Raw genomic sequence first — 18,925 nt, forward strand, 5'->3', positions numbered from 1 at the left:
TCGGGGTCTGACCCCGAATGCGGCTCAGCTCGCTGGGTTAGCCAGGCCGCTTCATCTGGCACGAGGTCGGCTGGCCGGCCACGTAGGCGTCGATCTTCTTGTCCATGCGCCAGCCGTAGCCGGTGTTTTCCTGGTCGTACTTGACGTCCTTGCCGTTGACCTTGGTCCAGGTGCCGATGTACAGCGGCTGCTGCAGTTGGTGGTCCTGCTTCTGCATCATCACGCCGCCGTTGAGCGACTGCGCTTTCATGCCTTCCAAAGCGAACGCCACCTTGACCGGGTCCGGAGTCTTGGCCGCTTTGATGGCCTGCGACAGCATGGTGATGATGCTGTGCGTCTGCGCGGCGTAGTAGTCGTCGTTGTACTTGGCCTTGAAGGCGTCGACCACTTCCTTGCCGGCGAAGGTTTCGTTGTTGATCATCCAGTTGCCGATGATCTTGGTGCGCTCGGCGCCCGCCGCGCCCATCGCCGTCGGCACACCGGTAGTGATGCCGTAGTAGGTGTAGAAGTTGGCTTTCAGGTCGGCGTCCTTGGCGGCGCGCACCAGCAGCGCCAGGTCGGCGCCCCAGTTGCCGGTGATGACGGAGTCCGCGCCCGAAGCCTTGATCTTGGCGATGTAGGGCGAGAAGTCCTTCACCTGCCCGATCGGATGCAGGTCGTCGCCGGCGATCTTGATGTCCGGCCGCTTGCGCGCCAGGTATTCCTTGGCCGCGCGGCTGACCGCCTGGCCGAAGGCGTAGTTCTGACCGATGATGTAGACCGACTTGATGTTCTTGTCCGGCGCCATGAAGCTGGTCAGCGCCTCCATCTTCATGTCGGAGTTGGCGTCGAAGCGGAAATGCCAGAAGCTGCATTTGCTGTTGGTCATGTCCGGATCGATGGCCGCGTAGTTCAGGTAGACGATTTCCTTGCCCGGGTTGCGCTCGTTGTGCTTGTTCACCGCGTCCAGCAGCGCCAGGCCCACGCCGGAGCCGTTGCCCTGGGTGATGTAGCGGTAGCCCTGGTCGATCACGGCCTTGAGCTGGGTCAGCGATTCCTGCGGGCTGCCCTTGTTGTCGAAGCCGTTCACTTCGATCTTGTGCTCGCCCGCCCACTTGCCCTTGGTGGCCATGTCGGCAATGAGCTGGAAGCTTTTCAGCTGGTTCTGTCCGACCGGCGCGAACGGGCCGGACAGCGGGTCGATGAACGCGATTTTCACGGTCTCGGCCAAAGCGGCCGTGGACAACAGGGTAAGGCTGACAGCAACGGCGAGCTTGCGGTAGGTCATAGTCTCCATCCTTCTTTTTAGTTGTGGTTGTCCAGCGTGCTGCTGATTGTGTTGCCTGCTCATGCCGTAGGCAGTTTGTACTCCTTGTATTGTTCGCGCAATTTGTTCTTCTGCACCTTGCCGGTGCCGCCCAGCGGCAGCGCGTCGGCAAAGACCACGTCGTCCGGCAGCCACCATTTGGCGATCTTGCCCTCATAGAAGGCCAGCAGCTCCTCGCGGCTGACGTCCATGCCCGGCCTGCGCACGATGACCAGCAGCGGGCGCTCGTCCCATTTCGGATGCGCAATGCCGATGCATGCCGCCTGCATCACGGCCGGGTGCGACACGGCGATGTTTTCCAGGTCTATGGTGCCTATCCACTCGCCGCCGGACTTGATCACGTCCTTGCTGCGGTCGGTAATCTGCATATAGCCGTCTGGGTCTATGGTGGCCACGTCGCCGGTCGGGAACCAGCCGTTTTGCAGCGGGTCGCCGCCCTCGCCCTTGTAGTAGGCGGAGATCACCCACGGCCCTTTCACCAGCAGGTGGCCGTAGCTGCTGCCGTCCCACGGCAGTTCCTTGCCGTCGTCGTCGACTATCTTCATGTCCACGCCGTACACCGCGTGGCCTTGCTTGAGCAGGATCTTGCGCTGCTGGTCCTGCGGCAGTTCGCGGTGCTTGCCCATCAGCACGCCGGCCGTGCCCAGCGGCGACATTTCCGTCATGCCCCAAGCGTGGATGACCTCCACGCCGAATTCGTCCATCAAGGTGTTCATCATGGCTGGCGAGCAGGCCGAGCCGCCGATCACGGTGCGGCGGAAGCTGCTGAACTTGAGCTTGTTTTGCAGCATGAAGTTGATCAGGCCTAGCCAGACGGTCGGCACGCCGGCCGAGAACGTCACCTGCTCGGCCTCGAACAAGTCGTACAGCGACTTGCCGTCCAGCGCCGCGCCGGGGAAGACCATCTTGGCGCCGCTCAGCGGCACCGAGTACGGCAGGCCCCAGGCGTTCACATGGAACATGGGCACCACCGGCAGCACCGCGTCGCGCGAGGTCACGTTGAGGGCGTTAGGCAGCGCCGAACCGTAGGCGTGCAGCACGGTCGAGCGGTGCGAATACAGCGCGCCCTTGGGATTGCCCGTGGTGCCGGAGGTGTAGCACAGCGTGCAGGCCGAGTTTTCGTCGAATTGCGGCCATACGTACTCGTCCGAATGGGAGGCGATCAGGTCCTCGTAGCACAGCAGGCCGGGGATTTTGCTTTCCGCCGGCATGCGGTCGCGGTCGCACATCAGCACGTAGTGCTTCACCTGCTTGCAGATGGCGGACATGGCTTCTACCGCCGGCAAAAAAGTCAGGTCGAACAGCAGCACCTGGTCTTCCGCGTGGTTGACGATATAGGCGATCTGCTCCGGGTGCAGGCGTGGATTGATGGTGTGCAGCACGGCGCCGGAGCCGGACACCGCATAGTAGGCCTCCAGGTGGCGGTAGCCGTTCCAGGCCAGCGTGGCGACGCGGTCTCCCAGCGCGACACCCATGCCGTGCAGCGCGTTGGCCAGGCGGCGGGCGCGCTGGTGGCAGTCGCGGTAGGTGTAGCGGTGGATGTCGCCTTCGACACGGCGCGACACGATCTGGCTATCGCCAAAATGGCGGGCAGCGAATTCAATGATGCCGGATACAAGCAGGGGCTGATTCATCATCTGCCCCATGAGCGGGCTCTGCGGAAGCGTCATTGCATCTCCTAAGTAACTTTGTTTTTATTTCATGATTTAACCCATATTCGAACACACGTGCTATTTTCGTCAAACAGTTTTCATGCTGCGGCGCAGCAAACACCACAACGCGGGTGGTTACCAAGTGTAACGGCTATGGCAATACCAACGCCACCGCCTAGAATCGGCAGGTGCGTTAAAATCTGGACTTCACCCATCGCCACTGGAACCGCCATCAATAAGCTCCCTCTGGACAACTCCTTCGCGAGTCTCCCGCCCTCTTTCTACACCCGTTTAATGCCCACTCCGCTGCCCGCGCCCTATCTGGTCGCCGTGAGCGAAGCGGCAGCGGCCTTGATCGGCCTGGACGCCGCCGCCTTGGCTGAACAGCAGGCGCTGGACATCCTGGCCGGCAACGCCGTGCCCGAGACCGCGCAACCGCTGGCCGCCGTGTATTCCGGCCACCAGTTCGGCGTGTGGGCCGGCCAGCTGGGCGACGGCCGCGCCATCCTGCTGGGCGACGTGGCCACGGCAAACGGCCCGATGGAACTGCAGCTGAAAGGCGCCGGACTGACGCCCTACTCCCGCATGGGCGACGGCCGCGCCGTGCTGCGCTCGTCCATCCGCGAATTCCTGTGTTCGGAAGCAATGGCGGCGCTGGGCATCCCCACTTCGCGCGCGCTGTCGATCGCCGGTTCGGACCAGGGCGTCATGCGCGAAACGGTGGAAACGTCTGCCGTCGTGCTGCGTATGGCGCCCAGTTTCATCCGCTTCGGCTCCTTCGAGCACTGGTCCAGCCGCCAGAAGCCGGCCGAGCTGAAAGTGCTGGCCGACTACGTGATCGACCGTTTTTACCCGGAGTTGCGCGCCGAAGCCAATCCATACGCGGCTTTTCTGGCCGAAGTCACGCGCCGCACCGCCGTGCTCATGGCGCATTGGCAGGCGGTCGGCTTTATGCACGGCGTGATGAACACCGATAACATGTCCATCCTCGGCGATACGCTGGATTACGGGCCGTTCGGCTTTATGGAAGCCTTCGACAGCCAGCACATCTGCAACCACACCGACCAGCAAGGCCGCTATTCCTACGGCATGCAGCCGCAGATCGGCCACTGGAACTGCTACGCGCTGGGCCAGGCCTTGCTGCCGCTGATAGAGGAAATTCCCGCCGCCCAGGCCGCGCTGGACGTCTACCAGCCCGCCTTTGCCGCCAAGATGAACGAACTGCTGCGCGCCAAGCTGGGCCTGGCCACCGAGCAGGAAGGCGATCCGGAGCTGATGGACGCCATGTTCTCGCTGCTGCAGGAAAACCACGCCGATTTCACGCAATTCTTCCGCACCCTGAGCAATCTCAAGACGGATACCGATGAGCCGGACCATGATTTGCGGGATGAATTCATCCAGCGCGAAGCTTTCGACGCCTGGGCCGCCCGCTACCGCACCCGCCTGCGCGCCGAAAACAGCAACGACGCGGAACGCAAGCTGGCGATGGATAAGGTGAATCCCAAATATGTGCTGCGCAATTACCTGGCGCAGATTGCAATTGAGAAAGCCCAAAATAAAGACTTTACGGAAATAGCCCGTTTGCTGTCAGTTTTGCAGCGCCCATACGACGAACAGCCTGAGCACGAACAATACGCGGCTTTGCCCCCGGACTGGGCCAGCCATCTCGAAGTCAGCTGTTCTTCTTAAGAAAGTTTTAAATCATGACTGATAAAGTAATCAAATCCGACGCCGAATGGCGCGCCCAGCTTGACGCCATGGAATACCAGGTCACCCGCCACGCCGCCACCGAACGCGCTTTCACCGGCAAGTTCTGGGACCACCACGAGCATGGCATTTACACCTGCGTGTGCTGCAACACGCCGCTGTTCGCGTCCGACACCAAATTCGACTCCGGCTGCGGCTGGCCCAGCTACTTCAAGGCGCTGGACCCGGCCAACGTAACGGAGGTGGTGGACCGCTCGCATGGTATGCTGCGTACAGAGATTATTTGCGCCGTCTGCGACGCCCACCTGGGCCACGTCTTCCCGGACGGCCCGCCCCCGACCGGCTTACGCTACTGCATTAATTCCGCCTCGCTGCGCTTCGATCCACAAGACTAAAAACCAACGGCCTCACCATGAAAATCCTGTTCGACTTCCTTCCGCTGCTGGTCTTTTTCGCCTGCTACAAACTGGGCGGCATGCACCCGGAAGCGGCGCAAGCCTTCGTCAACACGTATATGAGCGGCATGCTGTCGGGCGGCTCCGTCACGCCCGACCAGGCCCCCATGGTGATCGCCACGCTGGCCGGCATCCTGGCCAATGCCGGCCAGATCGTCTACCTGAAGCTGCGCGGCCTCAAGGTCGACTTCATGCTGTGGCTGTCGCTGTTCCTGTTCGTGGTGTTCGGCGGCCTGACCATCTACTTCCACGACGAGATCTTTATCAAGTGGAAACCGACCATGATCTACTGGTGCTTCGCGGTCGGCCTGCTGGCGGCGCGCTACTGGTTCAAGAACAACCTGATCCGCAAGGCCATGGGCTCGCAGCTGACCTTGCCGGACGAAGTATGGGAAAAGCTCAACCTGTCGTGGACCGCCTTCTTTGCCGCGCTGGGCTTTATCAACCTGTTCGTGGCCTTCGTGCTGTTCAAGTCCGACACCGCCTCCTGGGTCAGCTTCAAGGCCTTCGGCACCACCGGTTTGACATTCGTCTTCATTATCGGCCAGACTATTTACCTCGCTAAATATATGAAGGACGAAGCATGACCGACCCGCGCATTGCCAAGATAGAAGAGCGCCTGCGCGCCGCCCTTCAGCCGGCCGAATTGGTGCTGGAAGACGAGTCCGCGCTGCACGCCGGCCACGCCGGCGCAGCCTCCGGCGGCGGCCATTACCAGCTGCGTATCGTTTCCGATAAATTCGAAGGCCTTAAACTCGTCACAAGACATCGACTCGTGTATGATTCCGTGCACGATATGATGCGTGGGGAAATACACGCATTGGCCATTACCGCACTGGCACCGTCTGAAGTATGATAAGCGCGGAGATTTGGAAACAATGAGAGACAACGCGATCACACAAAATCCGTCTCTCCGCAATTAAGAACTTTACCCCTTAGGATTTGAAATAATGAATTTGAAGCCAGCCCGTCTGCTGATCGCACTTATCGCTGTTGTTGCGGCCCCCGCTTTTGCCCAGAACCTGGCCGTTGTCAACGGCAAGGCCATCCCGTCGTCGCGCGTGGATGCCGTGGTCAAGCAAGTTGTTGCTCAAGGCCAGCAACCGGATTCCCCGCAGCTGCGTGAAGCCATCAAGAAAGAAATGATCGGCCGCGAAGTGCTGATGCAGGAAGCGGAAAAGCAAGGCTACGCCAAGAACGCCGACGTCAAAGCCGCACTGGACAACGCGCGCCAGGCCATCTTCATCAACGCACTGGTTGGCGAATACGTGAAGAAGAACCCGGTCAACGACGCCGACATCAAGGCCGAGTACGACAAATTCGTCGCTCAAACCGGCAACAAGGAATACCACGTGCGCCACATCCTGGTGGAAACCGCTGCTGAAGCAGACGCGGTGATCGCCAAGATCAAGGGCGGCGCCAAGTTCGAAGAACTGGCCAAGACCTCGAAAGACACCGGCTCCGCAGCCAACGGCGGCGACCTGGACTGGGCTACCCCATCGTCCTTCCCTAAAGTGTTCTCGGACGCTTTCGTGAACCTGCAAAAAGGCCAGGTCACCGAGAAGGCGGTTCAGACCCCGAACGGCTTCCACATCATCAAAGTGGACGATGTGCGCGAAGCCAAGCTGCCTACCCTGGAAGAAGTGAAGCCGCAAATTTCGGACGCGCTGACCCAGAAGAAGCTGCAGGCTTACCAGGAAGAACTGGTCAAGAAAGCCAAAGTACAGTAATCAATCAGCAGTAAGGAACGGCGCCCTCGTGGCGCCGCTATTATTTGGGCTCTGCGCACCGCGCTCCCGTGTTTTTTATAGGATGTGATAATGATTTTGAAGCCAGCCCGCCTGTTGTTAGCCCTGATCGCTGTAGCCGCCGCACCGGCATTCGCGCAAAACGCCGCGACCGTGAACGGCAAAGCCATTCCAGCTTCGAAAGTGGAAGCCATCGTCAAGCAAGTGGTTGCTCAAGGCAAACAAGCTGATTCCCCGCAACTGCGCGAAGCCATCAAGAAAGACCTGATCGGCCGCGAAGTGCTGATCCAGGAAGCCGACAAACAAGGCGTAGGCACCCGTGCCGAAGTCAAAGCGGCCCTGGAAAACACCCGTCAAAGCATCATCATCAACGCCATGCTGGCGGACTACGTGAAGAAGAATCCGGTGTCGGACGCTGAAATCAAGGCCGAGTACGACAAGTACAAGGCACAGGTCGGCGACAAGGAATACCACGCCCGCCACATCCTGGTTGAGACCGAGCAGCAAGCCAAGGACATCATCGCCAAGCTGAAAGCCGGCGGCAAGTTCGAAGAACTGGCCAAGGTGTCGAAAGACGGCTCCGCCAACAACGGCGGCGACCTGGACTGGGCAGCCCCTTCGTCCTACGTCAAGCCATTCTCCGACGCCATGGTGGCCCTGAAGGACGGCCAGTTCACCGAAACCCCGGTGAAATCGCAGTTCGGCTACCACGTGATCAAGCTGGAAGGCTCGCGCGCTTCCAAGCTGCCGTCGCTGGATGAAGTCAAAGGCCAGGTTGCCGAAGCCCTGACGCAGAAGAAGGTTGCCGCCTACCGCGAAGACCTGATCAAAAAAGCGAAGATCCAGTAATCCTTCGCCGGCTCGCTGAGCCGCCCGGTTGTACCAAAATGGCACTTGCACCAAAGTGCCATTTTTTATTTGTGAAACCCAGTCTACTATTGATGTACAGCAATAGTTAATTGGGGAAATTCATGAATCTAAAATCAAAAATGACGTTGTGCATGGGACTGGTGTGCCTGTTCTTTGTTTGCGCACTGGGCGTCGCCCTGCAAGGCATGCAGTCCGCCAAGAACCGCTTCCAGGGCTTCCTGGAGCAAGACCAGGCCCTGCTGATGACGGCCACCAATATGTACGCCCAAGGCCTGCAAATGGGCCAGGCGCTGCGCAACGTGGTGCTGGACCCGGCCAACAAGACCGGCTATAAAAACCTGGAGGACGCCGGCTCGGCCTTCAAGGAGCACAGCACCACGGCGCTGGAGCTGTCGCGCGGCACGCCCGCCACCCTGCAAACCTTCCAGAAAGTCGCCGAACTGCGCGACAAGCAAGCCGGCCTGCAGGCCAAGGTCGCCACGCTGGCCAAGGAAGACCAGGCAGCCGCCATCGTTGCCCTGAACAAGGAAGAAACGCCGGTCTGGCGCGAAATGCGCACCCAGCTGCTCGACTTCATCAAGCAAAAGAACGCCGAGGTGAAAGAGACCAAGGCTGCCGTGGTCGAATCCACCCACAGCATGCTGCTCATCAGCATCTCGCTCGGCGCCTTGGCCGTGGCGATAGGAGTCGGCATCGCCATCTGGATGGCGCGCGACGTCATGCGCCAACTGGGCGGCGAACCCGCTTATGCGGCGCAAATCGCGCACCGGATTGCGGAGGGGGATTTCTCCGCCAGGATAGTCACCGTGGACGGCGATAATACCAGCCTGCTGTATGAGATTAAGAAAATCCAGGACCATTTGGCCGCCATGGTGCAGCAAATCCGCACCGGCACCGATACTATCGCCCTCGCCTCGCAGGAAATTGCATCGGGCAATCTGGATTTATCCAACCGCACCGAAGAACAAGCCGGCTCGCTTGGCCGCACCGCGTCTTCGATGAATCAGATTACCTCGACGGTAAAACAGAATGCCGATAATGCGCGCCAGGCAAATGGACTCGCAGCGTCCGCATCCGAAGTCGCGGTAAAAGGCGGCGACGTGGTCAATGAAGTCGTTAAAACCATGAGTTCGATTAACGACTCGTCGCGCAAAATCGTCGACATTATCGGCGTTATTGACGGCATCGCATTCCAGACCAATATTCTCGCATTGAATGCAGCAGTAGAGGCAGCGCGCGCCGGCGAACAAGGGCGCGGCTTTGCCGTGGTGGCGTCCGAAGTGCGCAATCTGGCCCAGCGTTCCGCTGCGGCAGCGCGCGAAATTAAAGGCCTGATTGACGACTCCGTTCAAAAAGTCGACGCAGGCAGCCGCCTGGTGGATCAAGCCGGCCTTACGATGCAGGAAATTGTTAATAGCGTAAAACGCGTAACGGATATTATGGCCGAGATCAGCCATGCCAGCCAGGAGCAGACTGCCGGTATTGAACAGGTAAATATCGCCATCGGCCAAATGGACCAGGTGACCCAGCAGAATGCAGCGCTGGTCGAGGAAGCTGCTGCTGCGGCGGCATCCATGCAGGACGAATCGGCCAATCTGGCGCAAGTGGTCAGCCGCTTTAAACTCTAATCTCCCAGTGGTAATTCGGGCGCTCTGCGGAGCGCCTTTTTTTTCGCCTGCCGGCTACCAGTTTTGAGCATGAATGTGCCATATTCTGGCATACTCCAGCGGTATGAAGACCAATCTCCTCCAGCAATTGCATGGCGAACTGCAAGCGCTAGCCGATCCGGAACGCGCCAGCGGGATGCGCGCCTATATGCGCGACCAGTTTGATTATCTCGGCATTCCCACGCCCGCGCGCCGGGCTGCGATCAAGCCGCTGCTCATACCTTTGAAAGGCAGCGGCCATGCTTATCTGATCGGCCTGGCAAATGAATTATGGGATTACTCTGAGCGGGAATATCAATACGCGACCCTGGACTTGCTGAACATGCACAGCAAAGAGCTGCGCATTGCAGATATTCCCGCCCTGCTTGCACTCGTGCAGAGGAAATCATGGTGGGACACAGTGGATGCGCTAGCCACCGTAATAGGCGATATATTGTGCGGACAGCACGACCATATGGACGAAGCGCTAAAGCACGAAAACTTCTGGATGCGCCGAATGGCGCTGCTCCATCAATTAGGCTGGCGCGGAAAAACCGACCATAAGCGGCTTTATTCCTATTGCCTTGGATTGGCGCATGAAAAGGAATTCTTTATCCAGAAGGCCATCGGATGGGCTCTGAGGGATTACGCGCGGCACGCACCGGAAGAAGTCCGCCAATTCACGCAGCAGAATAAAAGCGCCCTGTCCGCACTCAGCTACCGCGAGGCCAATAAACACCTATAAGCCGGATATATCTCCAGGCGCATGGCGTCCATTGCTACGGACGCAGGAACGCCGGCCGAACAATATGCTAATCTGTTCGAATGGACAGCCTCTCTACATCAATCCGGACCGCAATTGCGCCAACCGGCATCACCAGCCCCGCCGAATGGCAAACCCGAATTGACCTCGCCGCCTGCTACCAGCTGTGCGCCCAATTCGGCTGGGACGACGGAATATATACCCACATCTCCGCCGCCGTTCCCGGAGAACCGGGCCATTATCTAATCAACCCATTCGGATTCCGTTTTGACGAAATCCGCGCCTCGAATCTGGTCAAAGTCGACTGCGAAGGCAACAAGGTCTGCCGCTCCCAGCACGCCGTCAACAAAGCCGGATTCGCCCTGCACGGCGCCGTTCATACGGCGCGGCCGGACGCCGCCTGCGTCATGCACCTGCACAACCCCAACGCCATCGCAGTCGGCATGCAAGACGCCGGCCTGCTGCCGCTGTCGCCCTACGCGCTGCGCTTTTACGGCGAAATGGCCTACCACGACTATGAAGGCCTGGACATGACGCCGGCCGAGCAAGACCGCCTTACCGCCAGCCTCGCCCGGCACCCCACCATGCTGCTGCGCAACCACGGCAGCCTCACAGTCGGCCGCACGATAGCCGAAGCCTTCGTACTGATGCAGACACTGGACCAGGCCTGCAAGCTGCAGCTGCTGGCCCAATCCGCCTGCATGCCGCTGCGCCAGCCCAGCGAAGCCGTCTGCATCAAGGCGCACAGCGAGCTGCTTGGGGACGGCGCGCCCGAAGGCCGCCTCGAATGGCCCGCCCTGCTGCGCCAACTGGACGCCACCAATCCCACCTACCGCACCTGAGGAGCTGCTATGCCCACCATCAACGTCCAACTCTTCGAAGGCCGCACGCCGGAACAGAAGCGCGCCTTCGTCAAAGCCATCACCGAAGCCACCTGCGCCACGCTGGACGCCACGCCCGAATCCGTGGACATCATCCTCCACGAAATAAAAAAAGAGCACTGGGCCACCGCCGGCCGCCTCTGGTCTGAGGAATAAAAAAAGGGGTCAGGGTTAATTAATTTGGAAATGTTTCCAAATTAATTAACCCTGACCCCTTTTTGCTGCTTTAGGTCTTAGCCGATGAACTTGCGGGCGTTGCGGAACATGCGCATCCATGGGGAGTCTTCGCCCCACGATTCAGGGTGCCACGATTGCTGCACGCTGCGGAACACGCGCTCGGCGTGCGGCATCATCACCGTGAAGCGGCCGTCGGCCGTCGTTACCGAAGTCAGGCCTTGCGGCGAGCCGTTCGGGTTGTACGGGTAGGTTTCGGTGGCGGCGCCTTTGTTGTCGATGAAGCGCAGGGCTGCAATCGCTTCGCCGATATTGCCGGTCTGCGTGAAGTCGGCGTAGCCTTCGCCGTGAGCGATGGCGATGGCGGTTTGCGTGCCGGCCATGCCCTGGAAGAAGATCGACGGCGAGTCCAGCACTTCCACCATCGAGAAGCGTGCTTCGAACTTCTCGGATTTGTTGGTGGTGAACTTCGGCCAAGCGTGCGCGCCCGGGATGATGGATTTCAGGTTGCTCATCATCTGGCAGCCGTTGCACACGCCCAGGCCGAAGGTGTCGCCGCGGCCGAAGAAGCGCGCGAACTGTTCCGCCATCGCCGGGTTGAACAGGATGGACTTGGCCCAGCCTTCGCCCGCGCCCAGCACGTCGCCGTAGGAGAAGCCGCCCACGGCGATGATGCCCTGGAAGTCGTCCAGCTTGACGCGGCCGGCGATCAGGTCGCTCATGTGCACGTCCACGGCGGCAAAGCCGGCCTGGTGCATGACCCACGCGGTTTCAATGTGCGAGTTGACGCCCTGCTCGCGCAGGATGGCCACGCGCGGACGCACGCCGGTCGCCACGAACGGCGCGGCCACGTTTTCCGAAGGGTCGAAGGTCAGCTTCGGCGAGATGCCGGGATCGGCCAGGTCCAGCAGGCGGTCGTATTCCGCGTCCGCCGTGGTCGGGTTCTCGCGCATGCGGGAGATGCGCCAGCTGGTGTCGCTCCACAGGCGGTGCAGTTCAAAGCGCGGCTGGTTGTAGATCAGCTTGGCGTCGCGCGTGAATTCGATCACGCCACGGTCGTTCGGCTTGCCGATGATGTGGCTGCAGGCGCCCAGGTTGAACGAGCGCAGCACGTCCATCACCAGCGATTTCTCGTCGGCGCGCACTTGCACCACCGCGCCCAGCTCTTCGTTGAACAGCGCCTTGAGGGTCTGCTCGTTGCGGCGCTCGGCGATCTGGCCGGCCCAGTTCTTGGCGTCGCCCTGGTCGGCGCCGTGGCCCGCGTCCAGCGTCAGGATGTCAAGGTTGATCGACAGGCCGGCGCGGCCGGCGAAGGCCATTTCGGCCAGCGTGCCGAACAGGCCGCCGTCCGAACGGTCGTGGTAGGCCAGCAGCTTGCCGTCCTGGTTCAGCTGCTGGATGGCCGTGAAGAAGGCTTTCAGGTCTTCGGCGCTGTCGACGTCCGGCGCTTCATTGCCCAGCTGGCCCATCACCTGCGCCAGCGCGGAGGCGCCCATGCGGTTCTTGCCGCGGCCCAGGTCGATCAGGATCATGACGGTGTCGCCCGCGTCCGTGCGGATCTGCGGGGTCAGCGACTTGCGCACGTCGTACACCGGTGCGAAGCCGGACACGATCAGCGATACCGGCGACATCACGGCCTTGCTTTCGCCTTCGTCCTTCCAGGTGGTGCGCATGGACAGCGAGTCCTTGCCCACCGGGATGGAGATGCCCAGCGCCGGGCACAGTTCCATGCCCACGGCCTGCACGGTGTCGTACAGGGCGGCGTCCTGGCCAGGCTGGCCGCAGGCGGCCATCCAGTTGGCGGACAGTTTGATGTCTTCGATGGAGCGGATAGGCGCGGCGGCCAGGTTGGTGACGGTTTCGCCCACGGCCATGCGGCCCGAGGCCGGCGCGTTGATCACGGCCAGCGGCGTGCGCTCGCCCATCGCCATCGCTTCGCCCAGGTAGCCTTCGTAGCTCATGGCGGTCACGGCGCAGTCGGCCACCGGCACCTGCCATGGGCCGACCATCTGGTCGCGCACGGACATGCCGCCCACGGTGCGGTCGCCGATGGTGATCAGGAAGGATTTGTCGCCCACGGTCGGCAGCAGCAGCACGCGCTTGGCGGCTTCTTCCAGCGAGATGCCGGTCAGGTCGATGGCCGGGTAGTCGTTCTGCACATGGTGCACGTCGCGCTGCATCTTGGGTGGTTTGCCCAGCAGGACGTCCATCGGCATGTCGACCGGGCTGTTGCCCATTTCGTCGTCGATCAGCTTGAGCTGGCGTTCTTCGGTGGCGGTGCCCACCACGGCGAACGGGCAGCGCTCGCGGTCGCACATGGCCTTGAAGGCAGGCAGGTCGTTCGGCGCGATGGCCAGCACGTAGCGTTCCTGCGATTCGTTGGACCAGATTTCCTTCGGCGCCATGCCGGATTCTTCCAGCGGAATCTTGCGCAGGTCGAACAGCGCGCCGCGCTTGGCGTCGTTGGTGATCTCGGGGAAGGCATTCGACAGGCCGCCCGCGCCCACGTCGTGGATGGAGATGATCGGGTTGTTCGCGCCCAGCTGCCAGCAGCCGTTGATGACTTCCTGCGCGCGGCGTTCCATTTCCGGGTTGCCGCGCTGGACCGAGTCGAAGTCCAGGTCGGCGGTGTTGGTGCCGGTGGCCATCGACGAAGCGGCCGAGCCGCCCATGCCGATGCGCATGCCCGGACCGCCCAGCTGGATCAGCAGGCTGCCGACCGGGATGTCGTTCTTGTGCGTGTGCTGGCCGGAGATGTTGCCGATGCCGCCGGCAATCATGATGGGCTTGTGATAGCCGTACACGGTGTCCGCCACGCCCGCCACTTGCGCGCCCACGTTCTGTTCGTAGGTGCGGAAGTAGCCGCCCAGCACGGGACGGCCGAATTCGTTGGAGAAGGCGGCGCCGCCCAGCGGGCCGTCGATCATGATCTGCAGCGGCGAGGCGATGCGGTCCGGCTTGCCGTAGGCTTCCGACGTGCCGCGCTGCGCATACGGCGCGGTCACCGAAGCGGCGTTTTCCCAGGCCTGCACGGCGCCGGGTATCATCAGGTTGGACACGGTAAAGCCGCACAGGCCGGCTTTCGGCTTGGCGCCGCGGCCGGTCGCGCCCTCGTCGCGGATTTCGCCGCCGGCGCCGGTGGAGGCGCCAGGGAACGGCGAGATCGCGGTCGGGTGGTTGTGGGTCTCCACCTTCATCAGCGTGTGGGTCAGCTCGGTGGTGGCCGCGTATTCCTGGCCGGCGCCTTGCGGGAAGAAGCGCGAAACCACGGCGCCTTCCATGATGGACGAGTTGTCGCTGTAGGCCACGATGGTGCCCTTGGGCTGCTGCTCGTGGGTGTTCTTGATCATCTTGAACAGCGACTTGTCCTTCGCCTCGCCGTCTATGGTCCAGTCGGCGTTGAAGATCTTGTGGCGGCAGTGTTCGCTGTTCGCCTGCGCGAACATCATCAGTTCCACGTCGGTCGGGTTGCGCTTGGCCTTGGTGAAGGCTTCGTGCAGGTAGTCCACTTCATCGTCCGACATGGCCAGGCCGAGGTCGGTATTGGCCTTGTCCAGCGCCTGCTTGCCCGCGCCCAGCACGTCCACCGACTCCAGCGGCTTGGCGTCCAGCGTGCGGAACAGGCCGGCAGCCTCGTCCGCGTGGCGCAGCACCGAATCCGTCATGCGGTCGTGCAGTAGCGCGGCGACGGCCTCGGCCTGCTCGGCCGACATCTTGCCCGCGCCTATGCTGCTGCCCAGGAAACCGGCCTTCAGGTGGATGCGGTAGGCCACGCCGCGCTCGACGCGCTTGATGTGGGCCATGCCGCAGTTGTGCACGATATCGGTGGCTTTCGACGCCCATGGCGAAATGGTGCCGAAACGCGGTATCACCACGAATTCTTCGACCGCGCCGCCGTCGGCCAGCTCGGCCTGGGCAGGTTCGCCGTAGGTCAGCAGCCCTTGCAGGCGGCTGGTGTCGTCGCTCGAAAGCGGCGCGGCAGCGTCGATGAAGTGCAGATGGCGCGCTTGCACGGCCGTAATGGCGGGCAGCACGGCTTGCAGTTGAGTGAGAAGGCGTTGGCTACGGAATGCAGACAGGGCGTTAGAACCCGGCAAAATCAACATGGTTGGGAGGTGGTTGAGCAGCGTGGCTGCGGATTAAAGAAGAAATCTGTGCGGCTAAAATCCTTTGCCCGGCATTATACCCTGTTAGCCCCTCCCCGGGCAGGGTCTGCTAGACAGCTTTGTCCATCGCAGAACGAGGGCATCGTGCGCTTGATGCAACATTTTTGGCGCTTTTGTGCGTAAACGCGGGCCTCCCACGGGGAAAAGTGCTGCGATGCACGTAAAATTGCCTATCCTTGGAGTATGCTGGACAAAAAGCCTGCCCGGCCTGAGAGAAAGAAGATGCCAGACTATAGCAACCTGTCGGTACTGATCGTCGACCCCAACCAGGGCATGCGCGCCAGCGTCCATAATATGCTGACCCAGGTGAACATCACCAAGGTCGAACACGCCGTCAGCGCGGGCACCGCGATCCGGGCCCTGAACAAGAAAAATTTCGACGTCATCCTGTGCGAGTACGACCTGGGCAGCGCCGGCGGCAACGAGGCGGGCCAGGACGGCCAGCAGCTGCTGGAGGACTTGCGCCTGCACCGCATCATCAGCCAGTGGGCCATTTTCATCATGCTCACGTCCGAGGGCGTGTACAGCAAGGTGGTCAGCGCCGCCGAGCTGCTGCCGACCGACTACATCCTGAAACCGTTCACCGTGGACGTGCTGTCGCAGCGTATCGGCCGCGCCCTGGAACGCCGCGCCACCTTCCTGCCGGTGTACCAGATGATAGGCCAGGGCAAAGCGCGCGAAGCCATCGCCGCCTGCCTGAGCAACGAGACCTCCCAGCCGCGCTACGCCACCGACTACGCCCGTCTGCGCGCCGAACTGCTGTTCAGCCTGGATCGCCTGCCCGAAGCCGAGCAGGCCTACACCGCCATCGTCGCCAGCAAACCGCTGGGCTGGGCGCAACTGGGCCGCGCGCGCTGCGCCTTCGCGCTGAAACGCTATCCGGACGCGCAGGCCCAGCTGGAAACGCTGGTGGCGGAGAACCCCAAGCTGATGGCCGCCTACGACCTGCTGGCCCAGGTGCTACGCGCCCAGCGCAAGGACGAGGAAGCCAGGAAAGTGCTGGAAGACGCCATCGCCATCTCGCCCCACATGGTGACGCGCTTGCGCAACCTGGGCGACGTGGCCTACGCCACCGGCGACATCGACGGTGCCGAAAAGGCCTTCAAGCAGGTCGTGGCCAAGGCCAAGTACTCCGAATTCCGCGACCCGGCCGACCACGTGAACCTGGTGCGCACCCTGGTCAAAAAAGGCGACGCCGCCGGCGCCTCCGCCGTGATACGCGACATGGAACGCTCGCTGCGCAGCGGGCCGGACGTGGACGTGTGCCGCGCCTACTCGTCGGCCATGCTGCAGGAGCTGAACGGCAAGCCGGAAGCGGCCGCCGCCGAGCTGGCCAAGGCCATGGCCCTGCTGTCGGAAGCGACCGGCATGTCCAGCAACATCAAGCTGGGGCTGGCGCACAGCTGCCTGGTGAACCGCATGGACGAACAGGCGGCGGTGCTGTTCGGCGAGCTGACCAAGGATCCCGACAGCGGCGTGTCCGAGGCCGACGTGGTGGCGCTGTGCGCCCAGGCCGGCCGCGAAGACATCGCGCGCAGCTACGACCAGCAGCTCGACTCCGACGTGGACGCCATGGTGCGCCAGGCTGCCGAAAAAAGCCGCAACGCCGACCTGGCCGGCGCGGTGGAAGTGCTGCAGCAGGCGCTGCGCAAGCGCCCCGACCATAAAGGACTGTGGGCGGTGGCCGCCACCGCCATGCTGCGCCAGATCATGGACCTGGGCTGGGACGCCACCGTGGCCGTGCAATGCACTGGCCTGCTGCGCCGCATCCGCGACGACAATCCCGCCCACCCGCTGCTGCCGGGCCTGATCGCCCAGTACACGGCCGTGCGCCAGAAATACGCGCCCGCCGCCGCCCCGCCAAGCACGCCAACCACGCCCGCCCCCGCGCAGGCCGCCGCCGAGACGCGCTGATGCAGGACTACGCCGACCTCACCGTCCTGCTGGTGGACCCCAATCCCGGCATGCGCGCCAGTCTGCGCAATATGCTGAACCAGTCCGGCATCACCCGCATCGACGACGCGGTCAGCTCCGGCACGGCCATCCGCCAGCTCGGCAAGAAGAATTTCGACCTGGTGCTGTGCGAATACGACCTGGGCAGCGGCAGCGGCGACAACGGCCAGGACGGCCAGCAGCTGCTGGAAGACCTGCGCCTGCACAAGCTGATCGGCCCCTGGACCATCTTCATCATGCTCACCTCGGAAGGCGTGTACGGCAAGGTCGTCAGCGCGGCCGAGCTGCTGCCGGCCGACTACATCCTGAAACCGTTCACCGTAGAAGTGCTGATGCAGCGCATCGCCAAGGCCGTGGGGCGGCGCACCGCCTTCCTGCCGGTCTACGAACAGATCGGCCAGGGCAATGTGCGCGAGGCCATCGCGGCCGCCGTCACGGCCGAAGCGAACCACCCGCGCCACGCCACCGACTTCGCCCGCCTGCGCGCCGAGCTGCATTTTGACGCCGGCCAGCTGGCGGAGGCCGAACTGGCCTACCACACCATTCTGGCCGGCCGTCCCATCGGCTGGGCGCACCTGGGCCTGGCGCGCTGCCAGTTCGCCGGCCAGCGCTACGACGACGCCCTGGCCACGCTGGACAAGCTGCTGGCGCAGAATCCCAAATACATGGCGGCCTACGACCTGCTGGCGCGCACCCACGAGGCGCTGGGCCAGGCCGTGCAAGCCAAGAAAGTGCTGGAGGACGCGGTCGCCATCTCGCCGCACATGGTCAGCCGCCTGCGCCACCTGGGCACGGTGGCGTATGAGACGGGCGACATCGGCATGGCCGAAAAAGCCTTCAAGCAAGTGGTGGCCAAGGCCAAGTACTCCGAATTCCGCGATCCGGAAGACCACGTCAACCTGGTCAAGACGCTGGTCAAGAAAGGCGACGCCAACCAGGCCAGCGGCGTGATCCGCGACCTGGAGCGCTCGCTGCGCGGCAACACCAACACCGAAGCGTGCCGCGCCATCTCGGCCGCCCTGCTGCTCGACCTGAGCGGCAACGACACCGCCGCCGCCGGCGAACTGAGCAACGCGGTGGCCGCCGTGGGCCTGGCCAAGGGCCTGTCCAACGGCCTCAAGCTCGGCCTCGTGCAAAGCTGCCTCAAGCACAAACTCGACAAGGACGCCGCCCACGTGGTGATCGACATGATGGGCGACGCGGAAAGCGGGCTGTCGATGGAGCAGGCGGTGGGCGTGTTCGAACACGCCGGCCGCCACGACATCGCCCGCAGCATAGGCGAGCAGATCACGCACCAGGTGGAAGAACTGCTGGAGCACGCGGCCAACCACCTCGACCAGGGCGACCATCGCGCCGCCGTCACCACGCTGGGCATGGCGCTGCGCAAGAACCCCAGCAACCTGCCGGTGCTGTACGCCACCATCAGCGCCATGCTGCGCCAGCTCGACGAGCTGGGCTGGGAAGCGCCGCTGGCCGAACAGGCCGGCCTCCTGCTCGAACGGCTGCGCCGCATCGACAGCGGCAACCCCAAATTCGACACCCTGCTCCAGCAGCACAGCGCCACCCAGCGCAAATACGGCATCTCCACGACCGCATAGTTGCGC

General features: G+C 62.5%; 15 protein-coding genes. 12 read left to right on the forward strand and 3 right to left on the reverse strand.

Annotation, left to right across the window (positions count from 1 at the left end):
• Positions 1 to 37: 37 nt before the first annotated feature.
• Both AC07S4_RS05045 and AC07S4_RS05050 read right to left on the reverse strand, forming a co-directional pair.
• Positions 38 to 1,267: a branched-chain amino acid ABC transporter substrate-binding protein gene (locus AC07S4_RS05045; protein WP_494985557.1), complete on the reverse strand. Its 1,230-nt coding sequence runs from the start codon at positions 1,265 to 1,267 to the stop codon at positions 38 to 40.
• 59 nt (positions 1,268 to 1,326) lie between these two features.
• Positions 1,327 to 2,976: a 3-(methylthio)propionyl-CoA ligase gene (locus tag AC07S4_RS05050; protein ID WP_494985558.1), complete on the reverse strand. Its 1,650-nt coding sequence runs from the start codon at positions 2,974 to 2,976 to the stop codon at positions 1,327 to 1,329.
• A gap of 135 nt (positions 2,977 to 3,111) precedes the next feature.
• Here AC07S4_RS05050 and AC07S4_RS05055 point away from each other — a divergent pair, with 135 nt between their 5' ends.
• The 10 genes from AC07S4_RS05055 to AC07S4_RS05100 all read left to right on the forward strand — a co-directional run bounded on the left by AC07S4_RS05055 (position 3,112) and on the right by AC07S4_RS05100 (position 11,184).
• Complete coding sequence (locus tag AC07S4_RS05055; RefSeq protein WP_494985559.1) at positions 3,112 to 4,647, forward strand: protein adenylyltransferase SelO; 1,536 nt, start codon at positions 3,112 to 3,114, stop codon at positions 4,645 to 4,647.
• A gap of 14 nt (positions 4,648 to 4,661) precedes the next feature.
• Positions 4,662 to 5,060 (forward strand): peptide-methionine (R)-S-oxide reductase MsrB, encoded by a 399-nt coding sequence (msrB, locus tag AC07S4_RS05060; RefSeq protein WP_161073466.1) that lies wholly within the window; start codon positions 4,662 to 4,664, stop codon positions 5,058 to 5,060.
• 17 nt (positions 5,061 to 5,077) lie between these two features.
• Complete coding sequence (locus AC07S4_RS05065; protein ID WP_161073465.1) at positions 5,078 to 5,707, forward strand: septation protein A; 630 nt, start codon at positions 5,078 to 5,080, stop codon at positions 5,705 to 5,707.
• Positions 5,704 to 5,976: a BolA family protein gene (locus tag AC07S4_RS05070; protein ID WP_082616005.1), complete on the forward strand. Its 273-nt coding sequence runs from the start codon at positions 5,704 to 5,706 to the stop codon at positions 5,974 to 5,976. Before AC07S4_RS05065 ends, AC07S4_RS05070 begins: the two co-directional genes overlap by 4 nt.
• Positions 5,977 to 6,070: 94 nt before the next feature.
• Positions 6,071 to 6,850 carry a peptidylprolyl isomerase gene (locus tag AC07S4_RS05075; RefSeq protein WP_494985560.1) on the forward strand — a complete coding sequence of 260 codons (780 nt, stop codon included), beginning with the start codon at positions 6,071 to 6,073 and terminating at the stop codon, positions 6,848 to 6,850.
• Between the two features lie 90 nt (positions 6,851 to 6,940).
• A complete protein-coding gene (locus AC07S4_RS05080; RefSeq protein WP_494985561.1) occupies positions 6,941 to 7,717 on the forward strand; it encodes a peptidylprolyl isomerase in 777 nt (258 codons plus the stop codon).
• 122 nt (positions 7,718 to 7,839) lie between these two features.
• A complete protein-coding gene (locus tag AC07S4_RS05085) occupies positions 7,840 to 9,366 on the forward strand; it encodes a methyl-accepting chemotaxis protein (RefSeq protein WP_494985562.1) in 1,527 nt (508 codons plus the stop codon).
• A 103-nt stretch (positions 9,367 to 9,469) separates the two neighbouring features.
• On the forward strand, positions 9,470 to 10,129 hold the full coding sequence (locus AC07S4_RS05090; RefSeq protein ID WP_494985563.1) for a DNA alkylation repair protein: 660 nt from the start codon (positions 9,470 to 9,472) through the stop codon (positions 10,127 to 10,129).
• A gap of 80 nt (positions 10,130 to 10,209) precedes the next feature.
• Positions 10,210 to 10,989 (forward strand): class II aldolase/adducin family protein, encoded by a 780-nt coding sequence (locus AC07S4_RS05095; RefSeq protein WP_494985564.1) that lies wholly within the window; start codon positions 10,210 to 10,212, stop codon positions 10,987 to 10,989.
• A gap of 9 nt (positions 10,990 to 10,998) precedes the next feature.
• Positions 10,999 to 11,184 (forward strand): 4-oxalocrotonate tautomerase, encoded by a 186-nt coding sequence (locus AC07S4_RS05100; protein WP_161073459.1) that lies wholly within the window; start codon positions 10,999 to 11,001, stop codon positions 11,182 to 11,184.
• 77 nt (positions 11,185 to 11,261) lie between these two features.
• Here AC07S4_RS05100 and purL read toward each other — a convergent pair whose 3' ends face one another.
• Complete coding sequence (gene purL / locus AC07S4_RS05105; RefSeq protein WP_494985565.1) at positions 11,262 to 15,308, reverse strand: phosphoribosylformylglycinamidine synthase; 4,047 nt, start codon at positions 15,306 to 15,308, stop codon at positions 11,262 to 11,264.
• Between the two features lie 282 nt (positions 15,309 to 15,590).
• Here purL and AC07S4_RS05110 point away from each other — a divergent pair, with 282 nt between their 5' ends.
• On the forward strand, positions 15,591 to 17,282 hold the full coding sequence (locus tag AC07S4_RS05110) for a response regulator (RefSeq protein WP_494985566.1): 1,692 nt from the start codon (positions 15,591 to 15,593) through the stop codon (positions 17,280 to 17,282).
• A complete protein-coding gene (locus AC07S4_RS05115; RefSeq protein WP_494985567.1) occupies positions 17,282 to 18,919 on the forward strand; it encodes a tetratricopeptide repeat protein in 1,638 nt (545 codons plus the stop codon). Before AC07S4_RS05110 ends, AC07S4_RS05115 begins: the two co-directional genes overlap by 1 nt.
• The last annotated feature ends 6 nt before the right edge of the window (positions 18,920 to 18,925 follow it).

It is taken from the genome of Pseudoduganella sp. GW821-FHT05F09 (assembly GCF_059419605.1).

Bases quoted from the DNA above. Each gene is read 5' to 3' on its own strand.
- AC07S4_RS05045 (WP_494985557.1), bottom strand. From the start codon at position 1,267: ATGACCTACCGCAAGCTCGCCGTTGCTGTCAGCCTTACCCTGTTGTCC.
- AC07S4_RS05050 (WP_494985558.1), bottom strand. From the start codon at position 2,976: ATGACGCTTCCGCAGAGCCCGCTCATGGGGCAGATGATGAATCAGCCC.
- AC07S4_RS05055 (WP_494985559.1), top strand. From the start codon at position 3,112: ATGGCAATACCAACGCCACCGCCTAGAATCGGCAGGTGCGTTAAAATC.
- msrB (WP_161073466.1), top strand. From the start codon at position 4,662: ATGACTGATAAAGTAATCAAATCCGACGCCGAATGGCGCGCCCAGCTT.
- AC07S4_RS05065 (WP_161073465.1), top strand. From the start codon at position 5,078: ATGAAAATCCTGTTCGACTTCCTTCCGCTGCTGGTCTTTTTCGCCTGC.
- AC07S4_RS05070 (WP_082616005.1), top strand. From the start codon at position 5,704: ATGACCGACCCGCGCATTGCCAAGATAGAAGAGCGCCTGCGCGCCGCC.
- AC07S4_RS05075 (WP_494985560.1), top strand. From the start codon at position 6,071: ATGAATTTGAAGCCAGCCCGTCTGCTGATCGCACTTATCGCTGTTGTT.
- AC07S4_RS05080 (WP_494985561.1), top strand. From the start codon at position 6,941: ATGATTTTGAAGCCAGCCCGCCTGTTGTTAGCCCTGATCGCTGTAGCC.
- AC07S4_RS05085 (WP_494985562.1), top strand. From the start codon at position 7,840: ATGAATCTAAAATCAAAAATGACGTTGTGCATGGGACTGGTGTGCCTG.
- AC07S4_RS05090 (WP_494985563.1), top strand. From the start codon at position 9,470: ATGAAGACCAATCTCCTCCAGCAATTGCATGGCGAACTGCAAGCGCTA.
- AC07S4_RS05095 (WP_494985564.1), top strand. From the start codon at position 10,210: ATGGACAGCCTCTCTACATCAATCCGGACCGCAATTGCGCCAACCGGC.
- AC07S4_RS05100 (WP_161073459.1), top strand. From the start codon at position 10,999: ATGCCCACCATCAACGTCCAACTCTTCGAAGGCCGCACGCCGGAACAG.
- purL (WP_494985565.1), bottom strand. From the start codon at position 15,308: ATGTTGATTTTGCCGGGTTCTAACGCCCTGTCTGCATTCCGTAGCCAA.
- AC07S4_RS05110 (WP_494985566.1), top strand. From the start codon at position 15,591: ATGCCAGACTATAGCAACCTGTCGGTACTGATCGTCGACCCCAACCAG.
- AC07S4_RS05115 (WP_494985567.1), top strand. From the start codon at position 17,282: ATGCAGGACTACGCCGACCTCACCGTCCTGCTGGTGGACCCCAATCCC.